Annotated in this window: 13 protein-coding genes; 8 read left to right on the top strand and 5 right to left on the bottom strand. The window is 61.3% G+C overall.

The window, feature by feature from the left end; genetic code table 11:
• Positions 1–16: 16 nt before the first annotated feature.
• Positions 17–925: a LysR family transcriptional regulator gene (locus QEN71_RS19730; RefSeq protein WP_201650424.1), complete on the bottom strand. Its 909-nt coding sequence runs from the start codon at positions 923–925 to the stop codon at positions 17–19.
• A gap of 111 nt (positions 926–1,036) precedes the next feature.
• Between QEN71_RS19730 and metE the strand changes: the two genes are divergently transcribed.
• The gene (metE, locus tag QEN71_RS19725; protein WP_201650425.1) at positions 1,037–3,328 is read left to right on the top strand and encodes a 5-methyltetrahydropteroyltriglutamate--homocysteine S-methyltransferase; all 2,292 of its coding nucleotides are present in this window, start codon (positions 1,037–1,039) and stop codon (positions 3,326–3,328) included.
• Between the two features lie 64 nt (positions 3,329–3,392).
• On the opposite strand, the gene QEN71_RS19720 is transcribed toward metE, so the two are convergent.
• Positions 3,393–5,798, bottom strand: coding sequence for a TonB-dependent receptor (locus QEN71_RS19720; RefSeq protein ID WP_201650426.1), 2,406 nt, complete (start codon positions 5,796–5,798; stop codon positions 3,393–3,395).
• Positions 5,799–6,270: 472 nt separating this feature from the next.
• On the opposite strand from QEN71_RS19720, the gene QEN71_RS19715 reads away from it, so the two are divergent.
• The 7 genes from QEN71_RS19715 to QEN71_RS19685 all read left to right on the top strand — a co-directional run bounded on the left by QEN71_RS19715 (position 6,271) and on the right by QEN71_RS19685 (position 13,425).
• Complete coding sequence (locus QEN71_RS19715; RefSeq protein ID WP_201650427.1) at positions 6,271–6,987, top strand: ABC transporter permease; 717 nt, start codon at positions 6,271–6,273, stop codon at positions 6,985–6,987.
• Positions 6,984–7,886: a glycine betaine ABC transporter substrate-binding protein gene (locus QEN71_RS19710; RefSeq protein WP_201650428.1), complete on the top strand. Its 903-nt coding sequence runs from the start codon at positions 6,984–6,986 to the stop codon at positions 7,884–7,886. Before QEN71_RS19715 ends, QEN71_RS19710 begins: the two co-directional genes overlap by 4 nt.
• A 20-nt stretch (positions 7,887–7,906) precedes the next feature.
• Complete coding sequence (locus QEN71_RS19705; protein ID WP_201650429.1) at positions 7,907–8,560, top strand: ABC transporter permease; 654 nt, start codon at positions 7,907–7,909, stop codon at positions 8,558–8,560.
• Complete coding sequence (locus tag QEN71_RS19700) at positions 8,557–9,720, top strand: osmoprotectant ABC transporter ATP-binding protein OsmV (protein WP_201650430.1); 1,164 nt, start codon at positions 8,557–8,559, stop codon at positions 9,718–9,720. Before QEN71_RS19705 ends, QEN71_RS19700 begins: the two co-directional genes overlap by 4 nt.
• Positions 9,721–10,118: 398 nt before the next feature.
• Positions 10,119–11,417, top strand: coding sequence for an NAD(P)/FAD-dependent oxidoreductase (locus QEN71_RS19695; RefSeq protein WP_201650431.1), 1,299 nt, complete (start codon positions 10,119–10,121; stop codon positions 11,415–11,417).
• Positions 11,414–12,211, top strand: a complete 798-nt coding sequence (locus QEN71_RS19690; RefSeq protein ID WP_201650432.1) for a DUF1365 domain-containing protein — start codon at positions 11,414–11,416, stop codon at positions 12,209–12,211. Before QEN71_RS19695 ends, QEN71_RS19690 begins: the two co-directional genes overlap by 4 nt.
• 2 nt (positions 12,212–12,213) lie before the next feature.
• Positions 12,214–13,425, top strand: a complete 1,212-nt coding sequence (locus tag QEN71_RS19685; protein WP_201650589.1) for an SAM-dependent methyltransferase — start codon at positions 12,214–12,216, stop codon at positions 13,423–13,425.
• Between the two features lie 32 nt (positions 13,426–13,457).
• Here the strand turns inward: QEN71_RS19685 and QEN71_RS19680 are convergent, their stop codons facing one another.
• Genes QEN71_RS19680 through QEN71_RS19670 form a run of 3 tightly spaced genes read right to left on the bottom strand, consistent with a single transcriptional unit; the run spans position 13,458 to position 15,982 of the window.
• Positions 13,458–14,069 carry a lipocalin family protein gene (locus QEN71_RS19680; RefSeq protein WP_377791060.1) on the bottom strand — a complete coding sequence of 204 codons (612 nt, stop codon included), beginning with the start codon at positions 14,067–14,069 and terminating at the stop codon, positions 13,458–13,460.
• Between the two features lie 4 nt (positions 14,070–14,073).
• The gene (locus QEN71_RS19675; protein ID WP_201650433.1) at positions 14,074–15,171 is read right to left on the bottom strand and encodes an SAM-dependent methyltransferase; all 1,098 of its coding nucleotides are present in this window, start codon (positions 15,169–15,171) and stop codon (positions 14,074–14,076) included.
• A gap of 31 nt (positions 15,172–15,202) precedes the next feature.
• Positions 15,203–15,982: a DUF1295 domain-containing protein gene (locus QEN71_RS19670; protein WP_201650434.1), complete on the bottom strand. Its 780-nt coding sequence runs from the start codon at positions 15,980–15,982 to the stop codon at positions 15,203–15,205.
• Positions 15,983–16,141 lie beyond the last annotated feature (159 nt).

The following is a 16,141-nucleotide window of genomic DNA, read 5'->3' as shown; positions in this document are numbered from 1 at the left end:
ATGCAGAAGCGCAAAACTACCCCCGCACCCTCGCCTCCCCCCACTTCGCCTCACGCGCCGTCTTGACGAACGCCGCCAGGTATTCGATCTCGTCATCGGCCTTGCGCGTGCCGAGAAAGATCTGTTTCGCGATTCCCTTCTTGCCGAGTTGCAGCGGCGTAAGCGGCATCCAGCCCGCGTATTCTTCCGCGAGCCAGCGCGGCAGCGCCGCCACGCCTCTACCGCTTGCGACCATCTGCAACATGATGTCGGTCGTCTCGATCACCTTGTGGCGCCTCGGCACGACGTTCGCGGGCGTCAGGAACTGTGTGTAGATGTCGAGCCGATCGGTTTCGACGGGATACGTGATCAGCACTTCCTTCGCGACCTGTTCCGGCGTGACGTAGGCTTCACTCGCAAGCCTGTGCTCATCGGCGACAACCAGCACCTGCTCATAGTCGAACACCGGCTGAAAGTGCAATTCGGGCTTCTTTAGCGGATCAGGTGTCACGAGCACATCGATCTCGTAGCCGATCAGCGCGCCAATACCGCCGAACTGAAAACGCTGCTTCACATCCACATCGACATCGGGCCAGCGCGCAAGATACGGCGACACCACCTTGAGCAGCCACTGATAACACGGCGCGCACTCCATGCCGATGCGCAGCGTGCCGCGCTCGCCTTGCGCGTACTGCTTCATGCGCTCTTCGGCCAGCTCGAACTGCGGCAGCATGCGGTTCGCAAGCCCGAGCAGATACTGACCGGCCTGCGTGAGCCGCATCGAACGGCCTTCACGCGTCCAGACAGGCGTGCCCAGTTGCTGCTCCAGTTTCTTCACTGCATGGCTCAGAGCCGATTGCGTGAGATTGAGCGTATCGGCGGCCGCTGTGAGCGAACCTTGTCGCTCGACTTCACGCACGACCATCAGATGACTGCGCTCCAGCATGACTCACTCCATGAACAGAATTAATGTTTGCATGAAATAAATCCATTTTTATTCATGCAGCGAAAATTCTATCATCGCTTCCAGCTACTCTCCTCTGGACGGCAACGAGACATGGTCACTACGCACAATCTGGGTTTTCCGCGCATCGGCGCAAAACGCGAACTGAAGTTCGCACTCGAAAAATACTGGAAGAACGAGTCGTCGCGCGACGAACTGAAGATGGTCGGCGCGGAGCTTCGCGAGCGTCACTGGAAAGACCAGGCCGCACTGGACTTCGCCCCCGTTGGCGACTTCTCGTTCTACGATCAGGTTCTCGACATGAGCTTCACGCTCGGCAATCTGCCGGAACGCGTGCGAGGTTTTCATGGCGATGCGCTCGACAACTATTTCCGCGTCGCGCGTGGCCGTTCGGCGCGAGGCGCGGAAGATCACAGCGCATGCTGCGGCGGTGTCGCCGCGGGTGAAATGACGAAATGGTTCGATACGAACTATCACTACATCGTCCCCGAGTTCGACGCGCACACGAACTTCTCGCTCGATCCGTCCCGCCTGCTCGAACAGTTGACGCAAGCACGTAAGCTCGGCGTAAAGACCAAGCCCGTGATCGTCGGACCCGTCACGTATCTGTGGCTCGGCAAGGCAAAGGACGACTCCGACAAGCTCGCACTGCTGCCGCGTCTGCTGCCCGTGTACGCGGCGCTACTCGATTACTTCACGGCGCAGGGCATCGAATGGGTGCAGATCGACGAGCCCGCGCTCGTCACGGAACTCGATGCAACGTGGCGTCAGGCATTCCGTACCGCGTATGAAGCGCTGTCGGAGCGCCGCGTGAAGCTGCTGCTCGCGACGTACTTCGGCCAGTTGCAGGACAATCTCGAACTCGCGTGCAAGCTGCCCGTCGATGGTCTGCATATCGATGCGATCAATGCACGCGACGAAGTCGTGGCGGTTGTCGCGCAACTGCCCGCGACCTCGGTTGTGTCGGTCGGCGCAATCAATGGCCGCAACATCTGGAAGACGGATCTCACGGCTGCGCTTGAGTGGCTCGAACCGCTGCATCGTTCGATCGGCGATCGTCTGTGGATCGCGCCGTCGTGCTCGCTGCTGCACACGCCCGTCGATCTGAGCAGCGAACAGAAGCTCGACGCCGAGATCAAGTCGTGGCTCGCGTTCGCGCTGCAAAAGCTCGACGAACTGACCGTGCTGGCCGGTGCACTGAACAATGGCCGTGAGTCGGTTGCTGAGGCGCTCGCTGCCAACGCGAAGGCCATCGAAAGCCGCCGCACCTCGCCACGTGTGCACAACCCAGCTGTCAAGGCTGCGATTGCCCGCATCGATGCATCGCTCGGCAAGCGCGCGAGCGCCTACGAACAGCGCGTTAAAACGCAGTCCGCGATTCTCAACCTGCCCGCGTTCCCGACCACCACGATCGGCTCATTCCCGCAGACGAACGAAATCCGTCACGCACGCAGCCAGTTCAAGGCAGGTGAACTCGATCAGGCCGGCTACAAGCTCGCGATGGAGCAGGAAATCACGCGCGCCGTGAAGGAGCAGGAAGCGCTGGGCCTCGACGTGCTCGTGCACGGCGAAGCCGAACGCAACGACATGGTCGAATACTTCGGTGAGCAGCTCGACGGCTACGTGTTCAGCCAGTTCGGCTGGGTGCAGTCGTATGGTTCGCGCTGCGTGAAGCCGCCTATCCTGTTCGGCGACATCAGCCGCCCGAAGGCGATGACGGTCGAGTGGATCAGCTACGCACAGTCGCAAACCGCGAAGCCGATGAAGGGCATGCTGACGGGCCCCGTCACGATCCTGAACTGGTCGTTCGTGCGCGATGATCAGCCACGCTCAGTGTCGTGCTACCAGCTCGCGCTTGCGATCCGCGAAGAAGTGCTCGACCTCGAAAAGGCCGGCGTGCGCGTGATCCAGATCGACGAAGCTGCGCTACGCGAAGGACTGCCGCTACGCCGCGCGCAATGGAACGAGTACCTGCAATGGGCCGTGGAATCGTTCCGCATTACCGCGAACGGCGTGCGCGACGAAACGCAGATTCACACGCACATGTGCTATTCGGAGTTCAACGACATCATCGCGTCGATCGCCGATATGGATGCCGATGTGATCACGATCGAAACGTCGCGCTCCGACATGGAACTGCTCGATGCATTCGACAACTTCAAGTACCCGAATGAGATCGGCCCGGGCGTGTACGACATTCACTCGCCGAACATTCCGAGCCAGGAACATATCGTGAACCTGATGAAGAAGGCCGCAGAGCGTATTCCGGCGGGGCGTCTGTGGGTGAATCCGGACTGCGGTCTGAAGACGCGTCAATGGGCTGAAGTGCTGCCCGCACTGACCAACATGGTCGCGGCTGCGAAAACCCTGCGTCAGTCGGTGTAATCGTTGCGATCCGCGCCGCGTCGTTCACGGCGCGGATCGCAAGCCGCGAGCGCAACGTCCCCTGTCAATCCCACGCGTATCGCATTCCCACCCAGAACCCACGCGGTGCGCCCAGGCCAAGGAACTGCTCGTTCGTGATGCCGTCGGGATCGAACGTATGGTTCGGGCCGTTGAAGAAGTTCTGGCCGAGCACCGCGAAAGTCGCATAGCGCTTGTTAAACAGATTCTGGATTGAACCGAATACTTGGAAGTGCTTGGTCACGTTGTAGGTCGTGTCGAGATTCACGAGAAAGTAGCCGGCAAGCGTGCCGTTCACATCCTGATTGTTCTCGTCGCCGCGCGCGAAGACGTCGCTGCGGTATGTCAGATCCGTGCCGACTTTCCATTTGGCCGTCGCCGCATAGTCCAGCCTTAGCTTGACTGTATTTGCCGGAATACCGGGAATGCGATCGCCCGAATGCACGGTGATGTTGCCATCCGCGTCAGCACTCGAATTGCTTCCACTGTTCTCGGTCCATGTCGAACGATACGTCGCATTGACGTAGCTGTAGCTCGCGCTGATACCGACAGGCCCCCACTGCGTGCGCCCCGCCAGTTCGAAACCCTGCCGCCGCGTTTTGCCTACGTTCTGGAAATAGCCCAGCGTGCTCGATGCGCCCTGGCTGCTGACGAACTGGATGTCGTCGTCGAGCGTCGTGCTATACGCGGCTGCGCTCCACGATGTGTTGTTCCCTATACGGCCTCGCGCGCCTACTTCGAACGTCTTTGAAATAACGGGCTTCAATGAAGGATCCGCGAGGAAATCGTTCGGCAGCGAGCATGGCGCGGCAGGATCCGCGCAGGCGAGTTCGATCGACGTCGGCGTGCGCATGCCTTCGTTATAGGTGGCGTAGGCGGTGAACCACGAAGTCGGATTCCAGTTCACACCAACAGCAGGATTGAAACGCGAGAAAGTGTGGCGGCCATCCAGTAACGGCTGAATACCGCTCTCATCGCCGATGTTCGTGCGTGCCCAGTTGTAGCGGCCTGCGAGTGTCATCGACCATTCGTCGTTGAATGAAAAAGTATCGGTGAAATAGATGCCGTAGTTTTCGTTGCGCGTTTTTGCGTCGGTCGTCTGGACAAACGGACCGTCGCCGACCGTCGCCCGATCGTCCGTAAAGAACGCGTTTTGCAACGACTGTGTGAAGTGCGAGTTGGCGAGATCCGCCGCCGCGCCGATCGTGAACTGGTTGTTCTTGCCGAACAGGCGCTGCAGTAGTGTCAGCTGAAGACTCGCGCCATAGCTGTCGGTCACGATCACCGACTGCGCGTTGGTTGCCGGCGGTTCGTCATCGTCATCCGGATCGAAGTCGTCGTTGACGTTGCTGCTCGTGTTCACGTTCCGGTAATGCCGGTAGTACGCGTTACCCGTGATCTGAATGTCGGGCGTGAAATAGTGCGAGCCGTTGATCGTCAGATAACCGAGCTGGTTTTCGTTCGTGTCCGGGAACGTGTATGCCTGCGTGTAGTTGCCCAGAAACGAACGCGGGATCGTCTGCGAGCCGTTGAGCGTATTGTCGGCGCCGCCCATCGACACCGAGATGGTCGTCGACGAATCCATGTAGCGCAGCTTGCCGAACGCCTGTCGCAGTCGGCTTGAGTTGTGGTCGGCCCAGCCGTCGTCGTTGGTTGCGTTGGCGGTGAAGTAGTAGTCGAGATTGCTGTTGCCGATGACCCCGCCCTGCTGGATCTGCGCGAGCTTGCGGCCCCACGAGCCGAGCTGGACTTCGGCTTCGCCGCCCGGGTTCTCGCGGCCGTTCTTGGTCGTCACGGCGATAGCGCCGCCGAGTGTATTCAGGCCGAAGGTTGGGTTGGAGCCGGGAATGAGCTGAATAGTCTGGATGGCCGCCTGCGGGATGAGATCCCAGTTCACGACGTCGCCGAAGGGCTCGTTCACTCGCACGCCATCGAGAAACACGGACAATCCCTGCGGCGTGCCGAGCACGGGTGAAGCCGTGAAGCCCCGATAGTTGACATCGACCTGCCACGGGTTGCCTTGCGCATCGTTGAGGTCGACGCTTTGCAGGTTGCTCGCAAAGTAGTCGACCAGTGTGTGCGAATTTTGCGTCTGAAGATCGCGACCGCGAATCGTCTGCACGTTGGCCGGCACCAGTTCGATCGCCGTGCCGATGCCCACCAGCGGCGTCGTGCCGACCACCACAATGTTCGGCAGTTCGACCTGCTCGGTCGACGGCGCGTTTTGCGCGATTTGCTGCGAGGCGCTGTCGGCTGAGTTGCCGGCTGCGTTGCCTGGCGTGCTCTCCGCTTGTGCGACGGGCGTGACCTGTTCCTTTGTATCGGCTGCCGTGTCCGTCTGCGCCCATGAAGTGGCCGACAGTGCGGCAAACACCGCGCCTACGGACAGGCGTAACGCGGTTCGAGGCCTCAACGTCTGCAAGCGCCCCGGTTTGCGTAGCGTGGTGATCATCGATGCCGTCTCCTGTCCGTTCGTTCTGTTTCTTATCGCGGATGCTCTGCGTTCCTGGCCGGGGAGATGGCCTACGTCGAAACTGATGCTCCGTTGAGAAAGCGTCGCACGAAAGCGCATATGTGGACCCGGGAGAAATTCCCGAAACATTGAGGAAGCTTTCCTGAGAGGTCCGGAGGAGTTTCACGCTGCGACGAATGGCGTCAGGCACGGCGCTTGCTGCCGGGTTCCAGGTTTCTACTTTCTGAACAGGAGATCCCGCACCCGACCATTTCCTGTGCGCCCTCGCCAGCTCGCGCTGAGCGGCGATCCGGCAAATGCGGCTTTAGCAGTTTCTTTTCATCGAGCCGGTAGCCGCATCATTTTCAAACCGGCTGTAACAAGCTCCCATTCGGCGCCACATCGTCGTGCAGTGGCGTACGTAGCAGCGCGATCATCTCGCGCCCGGCCCTCGAAAAAGGAGACCCGTTCTATGACCCGACGCACTGTCCAACTCGTGGGCAGCCTGGTGGCGGTCGTGCTCGTCGCCGTGCTTTTGACACGCGCCATCGATGCGAGCACGTGGCATCAATACTCCGGCGATCTCGTGTACTACACCGGCCGTCATCTCTCGCTCGTGGGGATTTCGATGACGCTCGCCATCGTGGTCGGCATTCCCGCTGGTGTTGTGCTCAGCCGTCCTGCCCTCGCGCGGCAGGCGGAAAGCTTCATGCAGATTTTCAACATCGGCAATACCGTGCCTTCGCTTGCCGTGCTGGCGATTGCACTCGGCATCTTCGGTATCGGCGATATCCCCGCCATCATTGCGCTGTTTCTCGCGTCGCTGTTGCCGATTACGCGCAACACTTACGAGGGCATGAAGAACGTGCCGGCATCGTTGCTCGAAGCCGCACGCGGCATCGGCATGACGAACATGCAGTCGCTCACGCGCGTGGAGTTACCCAACGCGATGCCGATCGTCGTCGGCGGCGTGCGTACGGCGCTTGCGATCAACGTGGGCACTGCGCCGCTTGCGTATCTGATCGGCGCGGACAGTCTCGGCACACTGATTTTTCCGGGCATCTATCTGAACAACAACCAGATGTTGCTGCTCGGCGCGGCGGGAACCGCGATCCTCGCGCTGTTGCTCGATGCGATCGTGTCCGCAGCAAGCCGGCGCTGGACGACGGGAAGCGAGGTGACACCATGAAGATCATTCGCTTCCTAAAAACGGCGCTCATTGCCGGTGCACTGGGCGTGTTCGCGAGTCTCCCCGCGATGGCCGCGCCCCTCGTGCTCGGCGGCAAGAACTTCACCGAGCAATACGTGCTGATCGAGATTACGTCGCAGTATCTGCGTTCGCGCGGCTATACAGTCGATGCGCGCACGGGCCTCGGCAGCGTGCTCTTGCGCAGTGCGCAGGAGAACGGGCAAGTGGATGTGACGTGGGAATACACGGGCACCGCGGCGCTCGTCTATCACAAGCTGAAGGAGAAGCTGTCGCCTGACGCGATGTATCAGCGCGTGAAGGATCTCGATGCAAAGCAAGGGCTCGTGTGGCTAAACAAGTCGCCGCTGAACAACACCTACGCGCTCGGACTTCCCGCTGAAGCCGCGCAGAAATCGGGCATTCGCACGATCTCGCAACTCGCCGACAAGATGAAGAGCGACCCGAAAGGCACGCGACACGTGTTCGGCATGGACGCGGAATTCGCGAATCGCCCCGATGGTTTGAAGCCGCTCGAAGCCACCTACGATCTGCATTTCAGTCGCGCAGAAACGAAGCAGATGGATCCGGGCCTCGTCTACACGGCACTGCATAACAACCAGTTGACCATCGGCCTCGTCTACACGACGGATGGCCGCGTGAAGGGTTTCGGCATCGTGCCGCTCGAAGACGATCGACACTTCTTCCCGCCGTACAACGCCACGCCTGTGGTGCGTGCGTCGGTGCTACAGCAGAACCCGAAGCTCGCGGAACAGTTGAACGCGCTCTCCGGCGCGCTGAACAACGACACGATGCTGGAGATGAACAAGCAGGTCGATATCGACGGGAAGTCCGTGCAGGCAGTCGCGAGCGAGTTTCTTCGCACGCACAAACTGCCCTGAACGAAGGAGGAAAAGTAAAGATGAGTCTGACCGACTATCTGAGCGCGAACTGGCCCGAGCTTCTGCAACTCACGTTGCAGCACTGCTATCTCGTCGGTCTTGCCGTGGGCTGCGCGATCATCGTCGGCGTGCCGGTCGGCATTCTGATGAATCGCTATGAATGGCTCGCGGGACCGTTGCTCGCCATCGCGACCATCATTCTGACGCTGCCGTCGATTGCGCTGTTCGGCCTGATGATCCCCGTGTTCTCGCGCTTTGGCGAAGGCATCGGCGCGGTGCCGGCGATCACCGCCGTGTTCCTGTATTCGCTGCTGCCCATCATGCCCAACACGTATCTCGCGCTGCGCAATGTGGAGGCAGGCATCAAGGAAGCGGGCATCGGCATCGGCATGACGCAATGGCAACGGTTGCGTCTCGTGGAGTTGCCGCTTGCCGTCCCCGTGATTCTCGGCGGCGTACGTACGGCCGTCGTGATGAACATCGGCGTGATGACGATTGCTGCCGTGATCGGCGCGGGCGGCCTCGGCTCGCTGATCATTCGCGCGATCGGCCAGAGCAGCATGATGAAACTGCTGGTGGGCGCCGTGCTCGTGAGCGTGCTCGCGATCGTCGCCGACCTGCTGCTGCAGGCATTGCAGCGTGCATTGACACCGAAGGGAGTGCAAAAGACATGATCGAACTCGACCAATTGACGAAGACTTTCACGCAGAAGGACGGCCAGAAAGTGACCGCCGTCGACTCGGTGAGCCTCAAGGTCGAAGAGGGAGAAATCTGCGTGTTCCTCGGGCCATCCGGCTGCGGCAAGACCACGACGCTCAAGATGATCAACCGTCTGATCGAGCCGACTTCGGGACGCGTGCTGATCAATGGCAACGATACGAGCGGCCTCAATGAAGTCGATCTGCGTCGTCACATCGGCTATGTGATCCAGCAGATCGGCCTTTTCCCGAACATGACGATCGAAGAAAACATCACGGTCGTGCCGCGTCTGCTCGGCTGGGACAAGAAGCGTTGCGCCGAACGCGCAACCGAGTTGATGTCGATGGTCGCGCTCGATCCGAAGCTGTATCTGAAGCGTTATCCGCGCGAGCTGTCGGGCGGGCAGCAACAGCGCATCGGCGTGATTCGCGCGCTCGCGGCGGACCCGCCCGTCCTGCTGATGGACGAGCCGTTCGGCGCGGTGGACCCGATCAATCGCGAGACCATCCAGAACGAGTTCTTCGCGATGCAGCGCCAGCTGAAAAAGACCGTGATTATGGTGAGCCACGATATCGACGAGGCGATCAAGCTTGGCGATCGCGTTGCGGTGTTCAGGCGCGGCAAGCTCGTGCAATACGATCATCCGGATACGTTGCTTGCGCATCCGCGTGATGACTTCGTCGGCCAGTTCGTCGGCGCGGACAGTACGCTCAAGCGCCTGTTGCTGGTCAAGGCCGGCGATGCCGCGACGCAGCCCGAAACCGTGCGCGCGGAAACGCCGCTCGCCGATGCCTTCGCGATCATGGACGAAAACGACAGCCGCTATCTGACGGTGCTGGACGGCGAACAGCGCGCGCTCGGTCTGGTATCGCGACGTGCGGCGCGTGGCGCGCAAGGCGTGTGCGGCGACAAGCTCACGGAGTTTCAGGCAAGCGTGTCGCCGGATGAGAACCTGCGAATCGTGCTGTCGAAGATGTATCAGTTCCGTTCGTCGTGGATGCCTGTGCTCGACACGGAAGGTCATTATGTCGGCGAGATTACGCAGGATTCGATTGCGGACTATCTGAGCTCGGGACGCTCGCGGCAGCAGACGGGGCATGTGCCTGTGACGCGCGCTGTGGAGTTCAACACTTGATGTCGCGGTTCGACAAACAGTTCGTGTCGCACTGACAGGCAGACGCCATGTGAATTCCCCACGGCTCGGGCTTTCGGCGGCAGCTGGCCCGACTCTATGCCACCGTTGCGCCAGTACCTTCGCTGCCGATCGAACACGTAACGATTTCACTACGGCATCAATCACCGTCCAGGTTCTGTCCCGTTTCCCGCCCTCACTTCCGGCTATATTTTCCACGGGCAAACAGTCCGGATGTCAGCGCGAAACCATGCGCCCGGTGTGACTCGCATCGATGGCAGCAGATCAGGGAAGCTCCGCCGCACGGCTGCATCCGTCTGCTGTCGCCGTGCGTACAAGGGGAATGACGCGCCGCTGCTCTCATCGTCCGCTATCGGCCCGTAGCTAAGGGAGATCGCGCAATGGATGTGCAGACGGCCACCCGTCCCGTTTGGCCTGGCAGCCGCGTCGCTGTCGTCGGCGCCGGTATTGCCGGACTCGCCAGTGCGTATCTGCTCGCCCGCCGCCATCGCGTCACCCTTTTCGAAGCGTCGGGCTATGCCGGCGGGCACACGAACACCGTCGACGTCGAACTGGACGGCTTCATCCATCCCGTCGATACCGGCTTTCTCGTCTTCAACGATCGCACCTATCCCAACCTGATCGCCCTCTTCGACGAGCTTGGCGTCACGTCACACGAAAGCGACATGACGTTTTCCGTCTCGCTCGATCATGGACGGCTCGAATGGGCCGGCACCAATCTGAACACCGTGTTCGCGCAGCGCCGCAATGTGCTCTCGCCCAGCTTTCTGGCGATGTTGCGCGACATCATGCGTTTCAATTCGTCGGCTGAAACGCATCTCGCAGCGGCAGCCGCCAACGGATGCTCGGTGGACGACCTGCTGACGGCGGGACGTTACGGCGCGCCCTTCCGGCAACATTACCTGTTGCCGATGGCAGCCGCGATCTGGTCGTGCGCGACGTCAGACGTCCTGCGCTTCCCCGCCGCGACCTTTTTGCGCTTCTGCCTGAACCATGCACTGCTGCAGGTCAATCGCCGCCCGCGCTGGAAAACAGTCGCAGGCGGCGCGCGCGAGTACGTGCGCAAGATCGTCGCCACGCTGGACGACGTGCGGACGAACGCACCCGTCTTCGCGGTGCGCCGCGCGCAGGATGGCGTGCTGATCGCGAGCGGATCAGGATGGGAGCGCTTCGATGCCGTCGTCCTCGCCACGCACGCACCCGATACGCTGCAGCTGCTCGACGATCCCGACCACGACGAACGTCGTGTGCTCGGCGCGATTCGCTATCAACCCAATGTCGCGTGGCTGCACACCGATGCGGCATTGCTTCCGCGCCGCGAGCGGGTATGGTCCGCATGGAACTACGTGTCACAAGGCGCCAATGTCACGAGGCCGGTCTGCGTCAGCTATCTGATCAACCGTCTGCAGCCGTTGCCGTTCAGGATGCCTGTGATCGTGACGCTCAATCCTTCACGACCGCCTTCACGCGAAACGATCCTGAAGCGGTTCGACTACGATCATCCGCTGCTCGACAGCGCAGCCGTCGCCGCTCAAACTCACCTCCCTTCGTTACAGGGCACGCGGCGCACGTGGTTCGCGGGCGCCTGGACGGGCTACGGCTTTCATGAAGACGGGCTGAAGTCTGCGCTGCGCGTTGCGTGCGACTTCGGCGTCGAACCCGCATGGTCCGTGCGATGAACGGGACATCCTCCGATCAGGCAGCGTGGCTGCTGTCCGGTCACGTCGTTCACGAACGGTTGCGCCCCGTGCGTCACCGTTTCGTCTATCCCGTGTTCTGCATTCGTTGCGATCTCGCGAGGCTTCCGGAGCTGGATTGCTGGTGGCTGGGCGTCGATCGTCTTCGCCCGTTGAGCCTGATGAAGCGCGACTACGGCGCATGCGACGGCACCGATCCGCTCGTGTGGATACGCGGCAAGCTCGCAGACGCAGGCGTCGACCTCGACGGCGGCTCTATCTGGCTGCAGACCTTTCCACGCGTATTCGGCTACGCGTTCAATCCAGTCAGCTTCTGGCTCTGTCACGACCCTGACGGCAATCTGCGCGTATTGCTCGCCGAGGTGCGCAACACGTTCGGCGAGCGCCATTCGTATCTGCTCAAGGCAGTGGACGAACGTCCTATCGACGCGAACACCCACCTCGTTTGCACGAAGACGCTGCACGTATCCCCGTTTTGTCGCATCGAAGGTCACTACGTTTTCCGCATCCGCGAAAGTGTGCACGCTTCTTCGATCTCCATCGACTATCACGATGCGCAAGGGCTCCTGATTCGCACGGCCATTTCGCTCGACAAACACCCTCTCACACGCGCCCGTGCGTTGCACGCGCTCGCACGTCAACCGCTTCTCACGGTCGGCGTTATCGCGCGCATTCATTGGCAGGCGCTGCACCTATGGCTCAGAAAGGTGCCTTTCCACGGCAGACAGCCGCCCTCTCCTCACTCGCGCCCAACAACAACCAACGAGGAATCGTGACCATGACGTTTCAGCGCGCCTTCTATGCAACGGGCAGTGCGCCTGCCTTTGCCCGGCTGTTTCTCGCGTTGCTGGGCCGCGTGCGCGTCGGCCATCTCGTTCTGACGACGCCCGGCGGCCAGCAACGCGTATTCGGCGACCCGCATGCTCATCCCGGCGCGCAACTGATCCTGCGCGACTGGCGCGCGTGTCGTGCGATCCTCCTGGCAGGCGACATCGGTTTTGCCGAAGCGTACCGCGCGCAATGGCTCGACACGCCCGACATCGTCGCGCTGCTGAGGCTCGGCATCCGCAACGAGGCTGCGTTGCCGCGCACCGTGGCGGGCAGCATGCCGGCGCGGCTGTTCTATGGATTGCGGCACTGGCTGCGCCCCAACACGCGACGTGGCAGCCAGCGCAACGTGCACGCACACTACGATCTCGGCAATCCGTTCTACGCACTGTGGCTCGACCCTGGCATGACCTATTCGAGCGCGCTGTTCGACGGCGATCCCAACCGTACGCTCGACGATGCCCAAGCCGCAAAATATCAGCGCATCGTCGACGTGTTGCAGTTGCGTGCCGGGATGCGCGTGCTGGAGATCGGCTGCGGCTGGGGCGGCTTCGCACTGCATGCGGGCCGGCTGGGTATCCGCGTGCATGGCGTAACGATTTCCGACGCACAGTACGAATGGGCGCGCGGGCGTGTGGCGCAAGCCGGGCTCGGCGATCTCATCTCGATCGAATTGCGCGACTACCGGGACGTGCGCGGCATCTATGACGCGGTGGTATCGATCGAAATGTTCGAGGCCGTGGGAGAGCGCTACTGGCATACGTTCTTCACGGCGCTTAAACACTTGTTGAAGCAAGACGCACGCGCGCTCGTCCAGTCGATTACGATCGACGACTCGCACTTCGCCGCGTACCGTTCTTCCAGCGACTTCATCCGCGAATACATCTTTCCGGGCGGCATGCTGCCGGGCGCAGAACACTTTCGACTCGCGGCGAAACGCGCGGGCATGGAGTCGGTCGAGTCGCTATCGTTCGGAAACGACTATGCGCGCACACTGCAATGCTGGCACGAGCGTTTCGAGGCGAATCTCGAAGCGATACGCGCGCTCGGTTTCGACGATCTTTTCGTTCGCACGTGGCGGCTCTATTTTGCGTATTGCGAGGCAGGTTTCGCCGAACAGCGCACGGACGTCAGGCAATTCATTCTCACTGTCGCCGATTGAGCGACACTCAGAATGCGTGACCGGTTCAGGCGTCACTCGCCCGGCGACAGAAAGCCTGGCTTGCCGATCTGCTCCGGATGCTGCGGCACACGGCGAAAACGCGACGCGTCGAAACCCAACGCGTCGAAGCGCGCGAGCAGCGAACGGTAGACTTCGTCGCTGACATCGGGGTCGCGCGCGAAAATCCAGCCGAGGCTTTTGTCGCGAAGGCCGAGCAGCGTATAGCGATAATCGTCGTCGACGTAGAGCGTCAGTTGCGTCACGTGGATGGGCCACACGATACGCACCTTCCACTCGCCGTTTCCACTGTCCGGCACCACGCTGTCGACGAAATGGAAATTGGACGGCGACGCGTCGAACGTCTTCGCATGCGCGGTATAACGGTCGTCGATCTTGCCATCTTCGCGCAGCGACCAGTCCGTATAACTGCCCACATATTTGCTTTCGAGGAAATACGGAATGATCGCGATCACATACCAGCGCCCCATATAGCGCGGCAGATCGACGTTTGCGGGCCTCAGCGGCACGTCGGCCCGCGGATTGGGATTTGGCGGCGACTGCGAACATGCCGACATCACAAAGGCCGCCACCGCGACAGCAATCAGTGACCATCCAATTCGCGCATACCACGTGGGCATTTTCATCACATCACCGCTTTTCGAACAGGTAGTGTGCTACGCCCCACTCGTTGCCTTTTGCGTAGCCGAAGAGTTCGGCCACGCTCATGTAGAACATCCGCCAGCGCTGGAACCACAGTGCCGCATTATCCACACCGTAAGCCAGAGCGAGTTCGGGCATCACCTGTGCGCGCGCCGCATCGAGATTCGCCAGCCAGTGCTCTGCCGTGCGCGCATAATGCGCGCCGCCGATCCACCATTGCCTGTCGATGCGCAGGTCGTCCTGAAAGTGCTGCAACAACGCTTCCGAAGGCATCGTGCCGCCCGTGAAAAAGTACGTCGACATCCAGTCCGTCGCATCGCGGGTCTGAAAATGCCAGGCCATCGTCCGATGCGCGAAGAGATGGACGAAGAGCTTGCCATCGGGCCGCATCCAGCGCGCAATGCGTTCGAGCAGCAACCCATAGTTCTTCATATGCTCGAACATCTCGACGGACAGCACGCGATCGAAATAGCCGGTGCGTAACGCCTGCTCAAATTCGAACTGCACGACGTTGCCGGTTATCACGCGCAGATTCGTGATGCCCGCTGACGCCGCTCGCGCCTCGATGAATTCACGTTGGCCGCGCGAGTTCGACAGGGCCACGATCTGCGCTAGCGGGTACCGCGCGGCCAGCCACAACGCGAGCGATCCCCAGCCGCAACCGAGGTCGAGTATGGTCTGACCGTCTTCGATCTGCGCCCGCTCTGCATAGAGCGCGAGCATCGCATGCTCTGCCTGGTCGAGCGTCTCGTCGCCGCGTGGATACAGGCAGCACGAATACTTCAGGTGCGGACCCAGATGCGCCTCGAAGAACGACGGCGGCAACTCGTAGTGTTGCGTGTTTGCGGCGTCGGTCTCGATTGCGACGGGGCTTGTGCGCAACTCGTCGATGAGCGTGCTGAACCGTTTCGAACGGAGCGCGTAATCGAACGCGCCTTCTTCGATCAGACGCTGCCGCATCAGCCGGCGCATGCCAATGCGGATCAGACGATCCGGCACCCAGCCGCGCTCGCACGCATGAATCAGCCAGTCTTCGCAGGCGTTTTTCGGAGTGTCGATTGAAGGCCGGGTTGCCGTGAATGTCATGGCATGTACCGTTCGCGTGAGTGGGCGGAAATCAGCCGCGGCGCGGCGGCCACGGTATCAACGCGCTGGTCTCACGCATGTACTCGGCGTAGCCAGGACGCGAATGGACCAGATGCGCTTCGAGCATTGGCACGCCGGATAGCTTCATCAGCAGCCACGCCATCAGTACGGGCGGAATCAGCGTCAGCCATATCCAGGGCGAGCCGGCCGAAAGCGCGATATACGCGACCCAGTGCAGGCATTCGAAGAAATAATTTGGATGCCGCGAGTAGCGCCACAGGCCGACGCGGCACACCTTTCCCCTGTTCGCCGGATCGGCGACGAAGTGTCTGAGCTGGCTGTCTGCAATCGCCTCGCCGCCGACCGACGCGAACCAGATCAGCGCCGCAATCGCGACCCATGCGGCAGACGGCGCGCTCGACCGCCACGCAGGCACCGCGAACGCAAGCGACAGCACGATCGAGATGACCGTTTGCAGTTCGAGAAACCAGAACATCTTGCGCCCCGCGTCGGCGCCCCATTGCTCGCGGAATCGGTGATAACGCGGGTCTTCCGGCTTACCCGCGTTACGCCGCCACAAATGCCAGCCCAGGCGCGCGCCCCAGATGCCGCCGCCGATCGCGACGAGCGCGCGGGCAAGCGGATCGCCGTTGCCTGTCACTCCATAGAACAGCGCAATCGCGCCCAGCGAGAAAGCCCATATCGGATCGATCATGCCGGCGTTCTCGCTCGACTGCTGCCACACCCAGAAGGCCGCGAACAGCGCGACGAGCAACACGAACGCAATCGACACAGCGACGACGGGCGACATCGACGACTCCTTGGGACGTGAATCGGCAAGACCTTTATTTGCAGGTTATACGCGTCACGAAGGCGCGTGGAGGCATTGCGGCGAATGTGCCGCAAACCGTGTGCCGTTGCGCAGGCCGTGTCGCGGAATTGAATCGGTTCGATGGATGCCTTCGTCAAG

It is taken from the genome of Paraburkholderia sabiae (genome assembly GCF_030412785.1).
Taxonomy (GTDB): Bacteria; Pseudomonadota; Gammaproteobacteria; order Burkholderiales; family Burkholderiaceae; genus Paraburkholderia; species Paraburkholderia sabiae.
This window is presented reverse-complemented; position numbering and strand designations above follow the sequence as displayed.

Excerpts from the sequence above, each read along its gene's own strand:
- QEN71_RS19730 (WP_201650424.1), bottom strand. The coding sequence starts at position 925 with ATGCTGGAGCGCAGTCATCTGATGGTCGTGCGTGAAGTCGAGCGACAA.
- metE (WP_201650425.1), top strand. The coding sequence starts at position 1,037 with ATGGTCACTACGCACAATCTGGGTTTTCCGCGCATCGGCGCAAAACGC.
- QEN71_RS19720 (WP_201650426.1), bottom strand. The coding sequence starts at position 5,798 with ATGATCACCACGCTACGCAAACCGGGGCGCTTGCAGACGTTGAGGCCT.
- QEN71_RS19715 (WP_201650427.1), top strand. The coding sequence starts at position 6,271 with ATGACCCGACGCACTGTCCAACTCGTGGGCAGCCTGGTGGCGGTCGTG.
- QEN71_RS19710 (WP_201650428.1), top strand. The coding sequence starts at position 6,984 with ATGAAGATCATTCGCTTCCTAAAAACGGCGCTCATTGCCGGTGCACTG.
- QEN71_RS19705 (WP_201650429.1), top strand. The coding sequence starts at position 7,907 with ATGAGTCTGACCGACTATCTGAGCGCGAACTGGCCCGAGCTTCTGCAA.
- QEN71_RS19700 (WP_201650430.1), top strand. The coding sequence starts at position 8,557 with ATGATCGAACTCGACCAATTGACGAAGACTTTCACGCAGAAGGACGGC.
- QEN71_RS19695 (WP_201650431.1), top strand. The coding sequence starts at position 10,119 with ATGGATGTGCAGACGGCCACCCGTCCCGTTTGGCCTGGCAGCCGCGTC.
- QEN71_RS19690 (WP_201650432.1), top strand. The coding sequence starts at position 11,414 with ATGAACGGGACATCCTCCGATCAGGCAGCGTGGCTGCTGTCCGGTCAC.
- QEN71_RS19685 (WP_201650589.1), top strand. The coding sequence starts at position 12,214 with ATGACGTTTCAGCGCGCCTTCTATGCAACGGGCAGTGCGCCTGCCTTT.
- QEN71_RS19680 (WP_377791060.1), bottom strand. The coding sequence starts at position 14,069 with ATGAAAATGCCCACGTGGTATGCGCGAATTGGATGGTCACTGATTGCT.
- QEN71_RS19675 (WP_201650433.1), bottom strand. The coding sequence starts at position 15,171 with ATGACATTCACGGCAACCCGGCCTTCAATCGACACTCCGAAAAACGCC.
- QEN71_RS19670 (WP_201650434.1), bottom strand. The coding sequence starts at position 15,982 with ATGTCGCCCGTCGTCGCTGTGTCGATTGCGTTCGTGTTGCTCGTCGCG.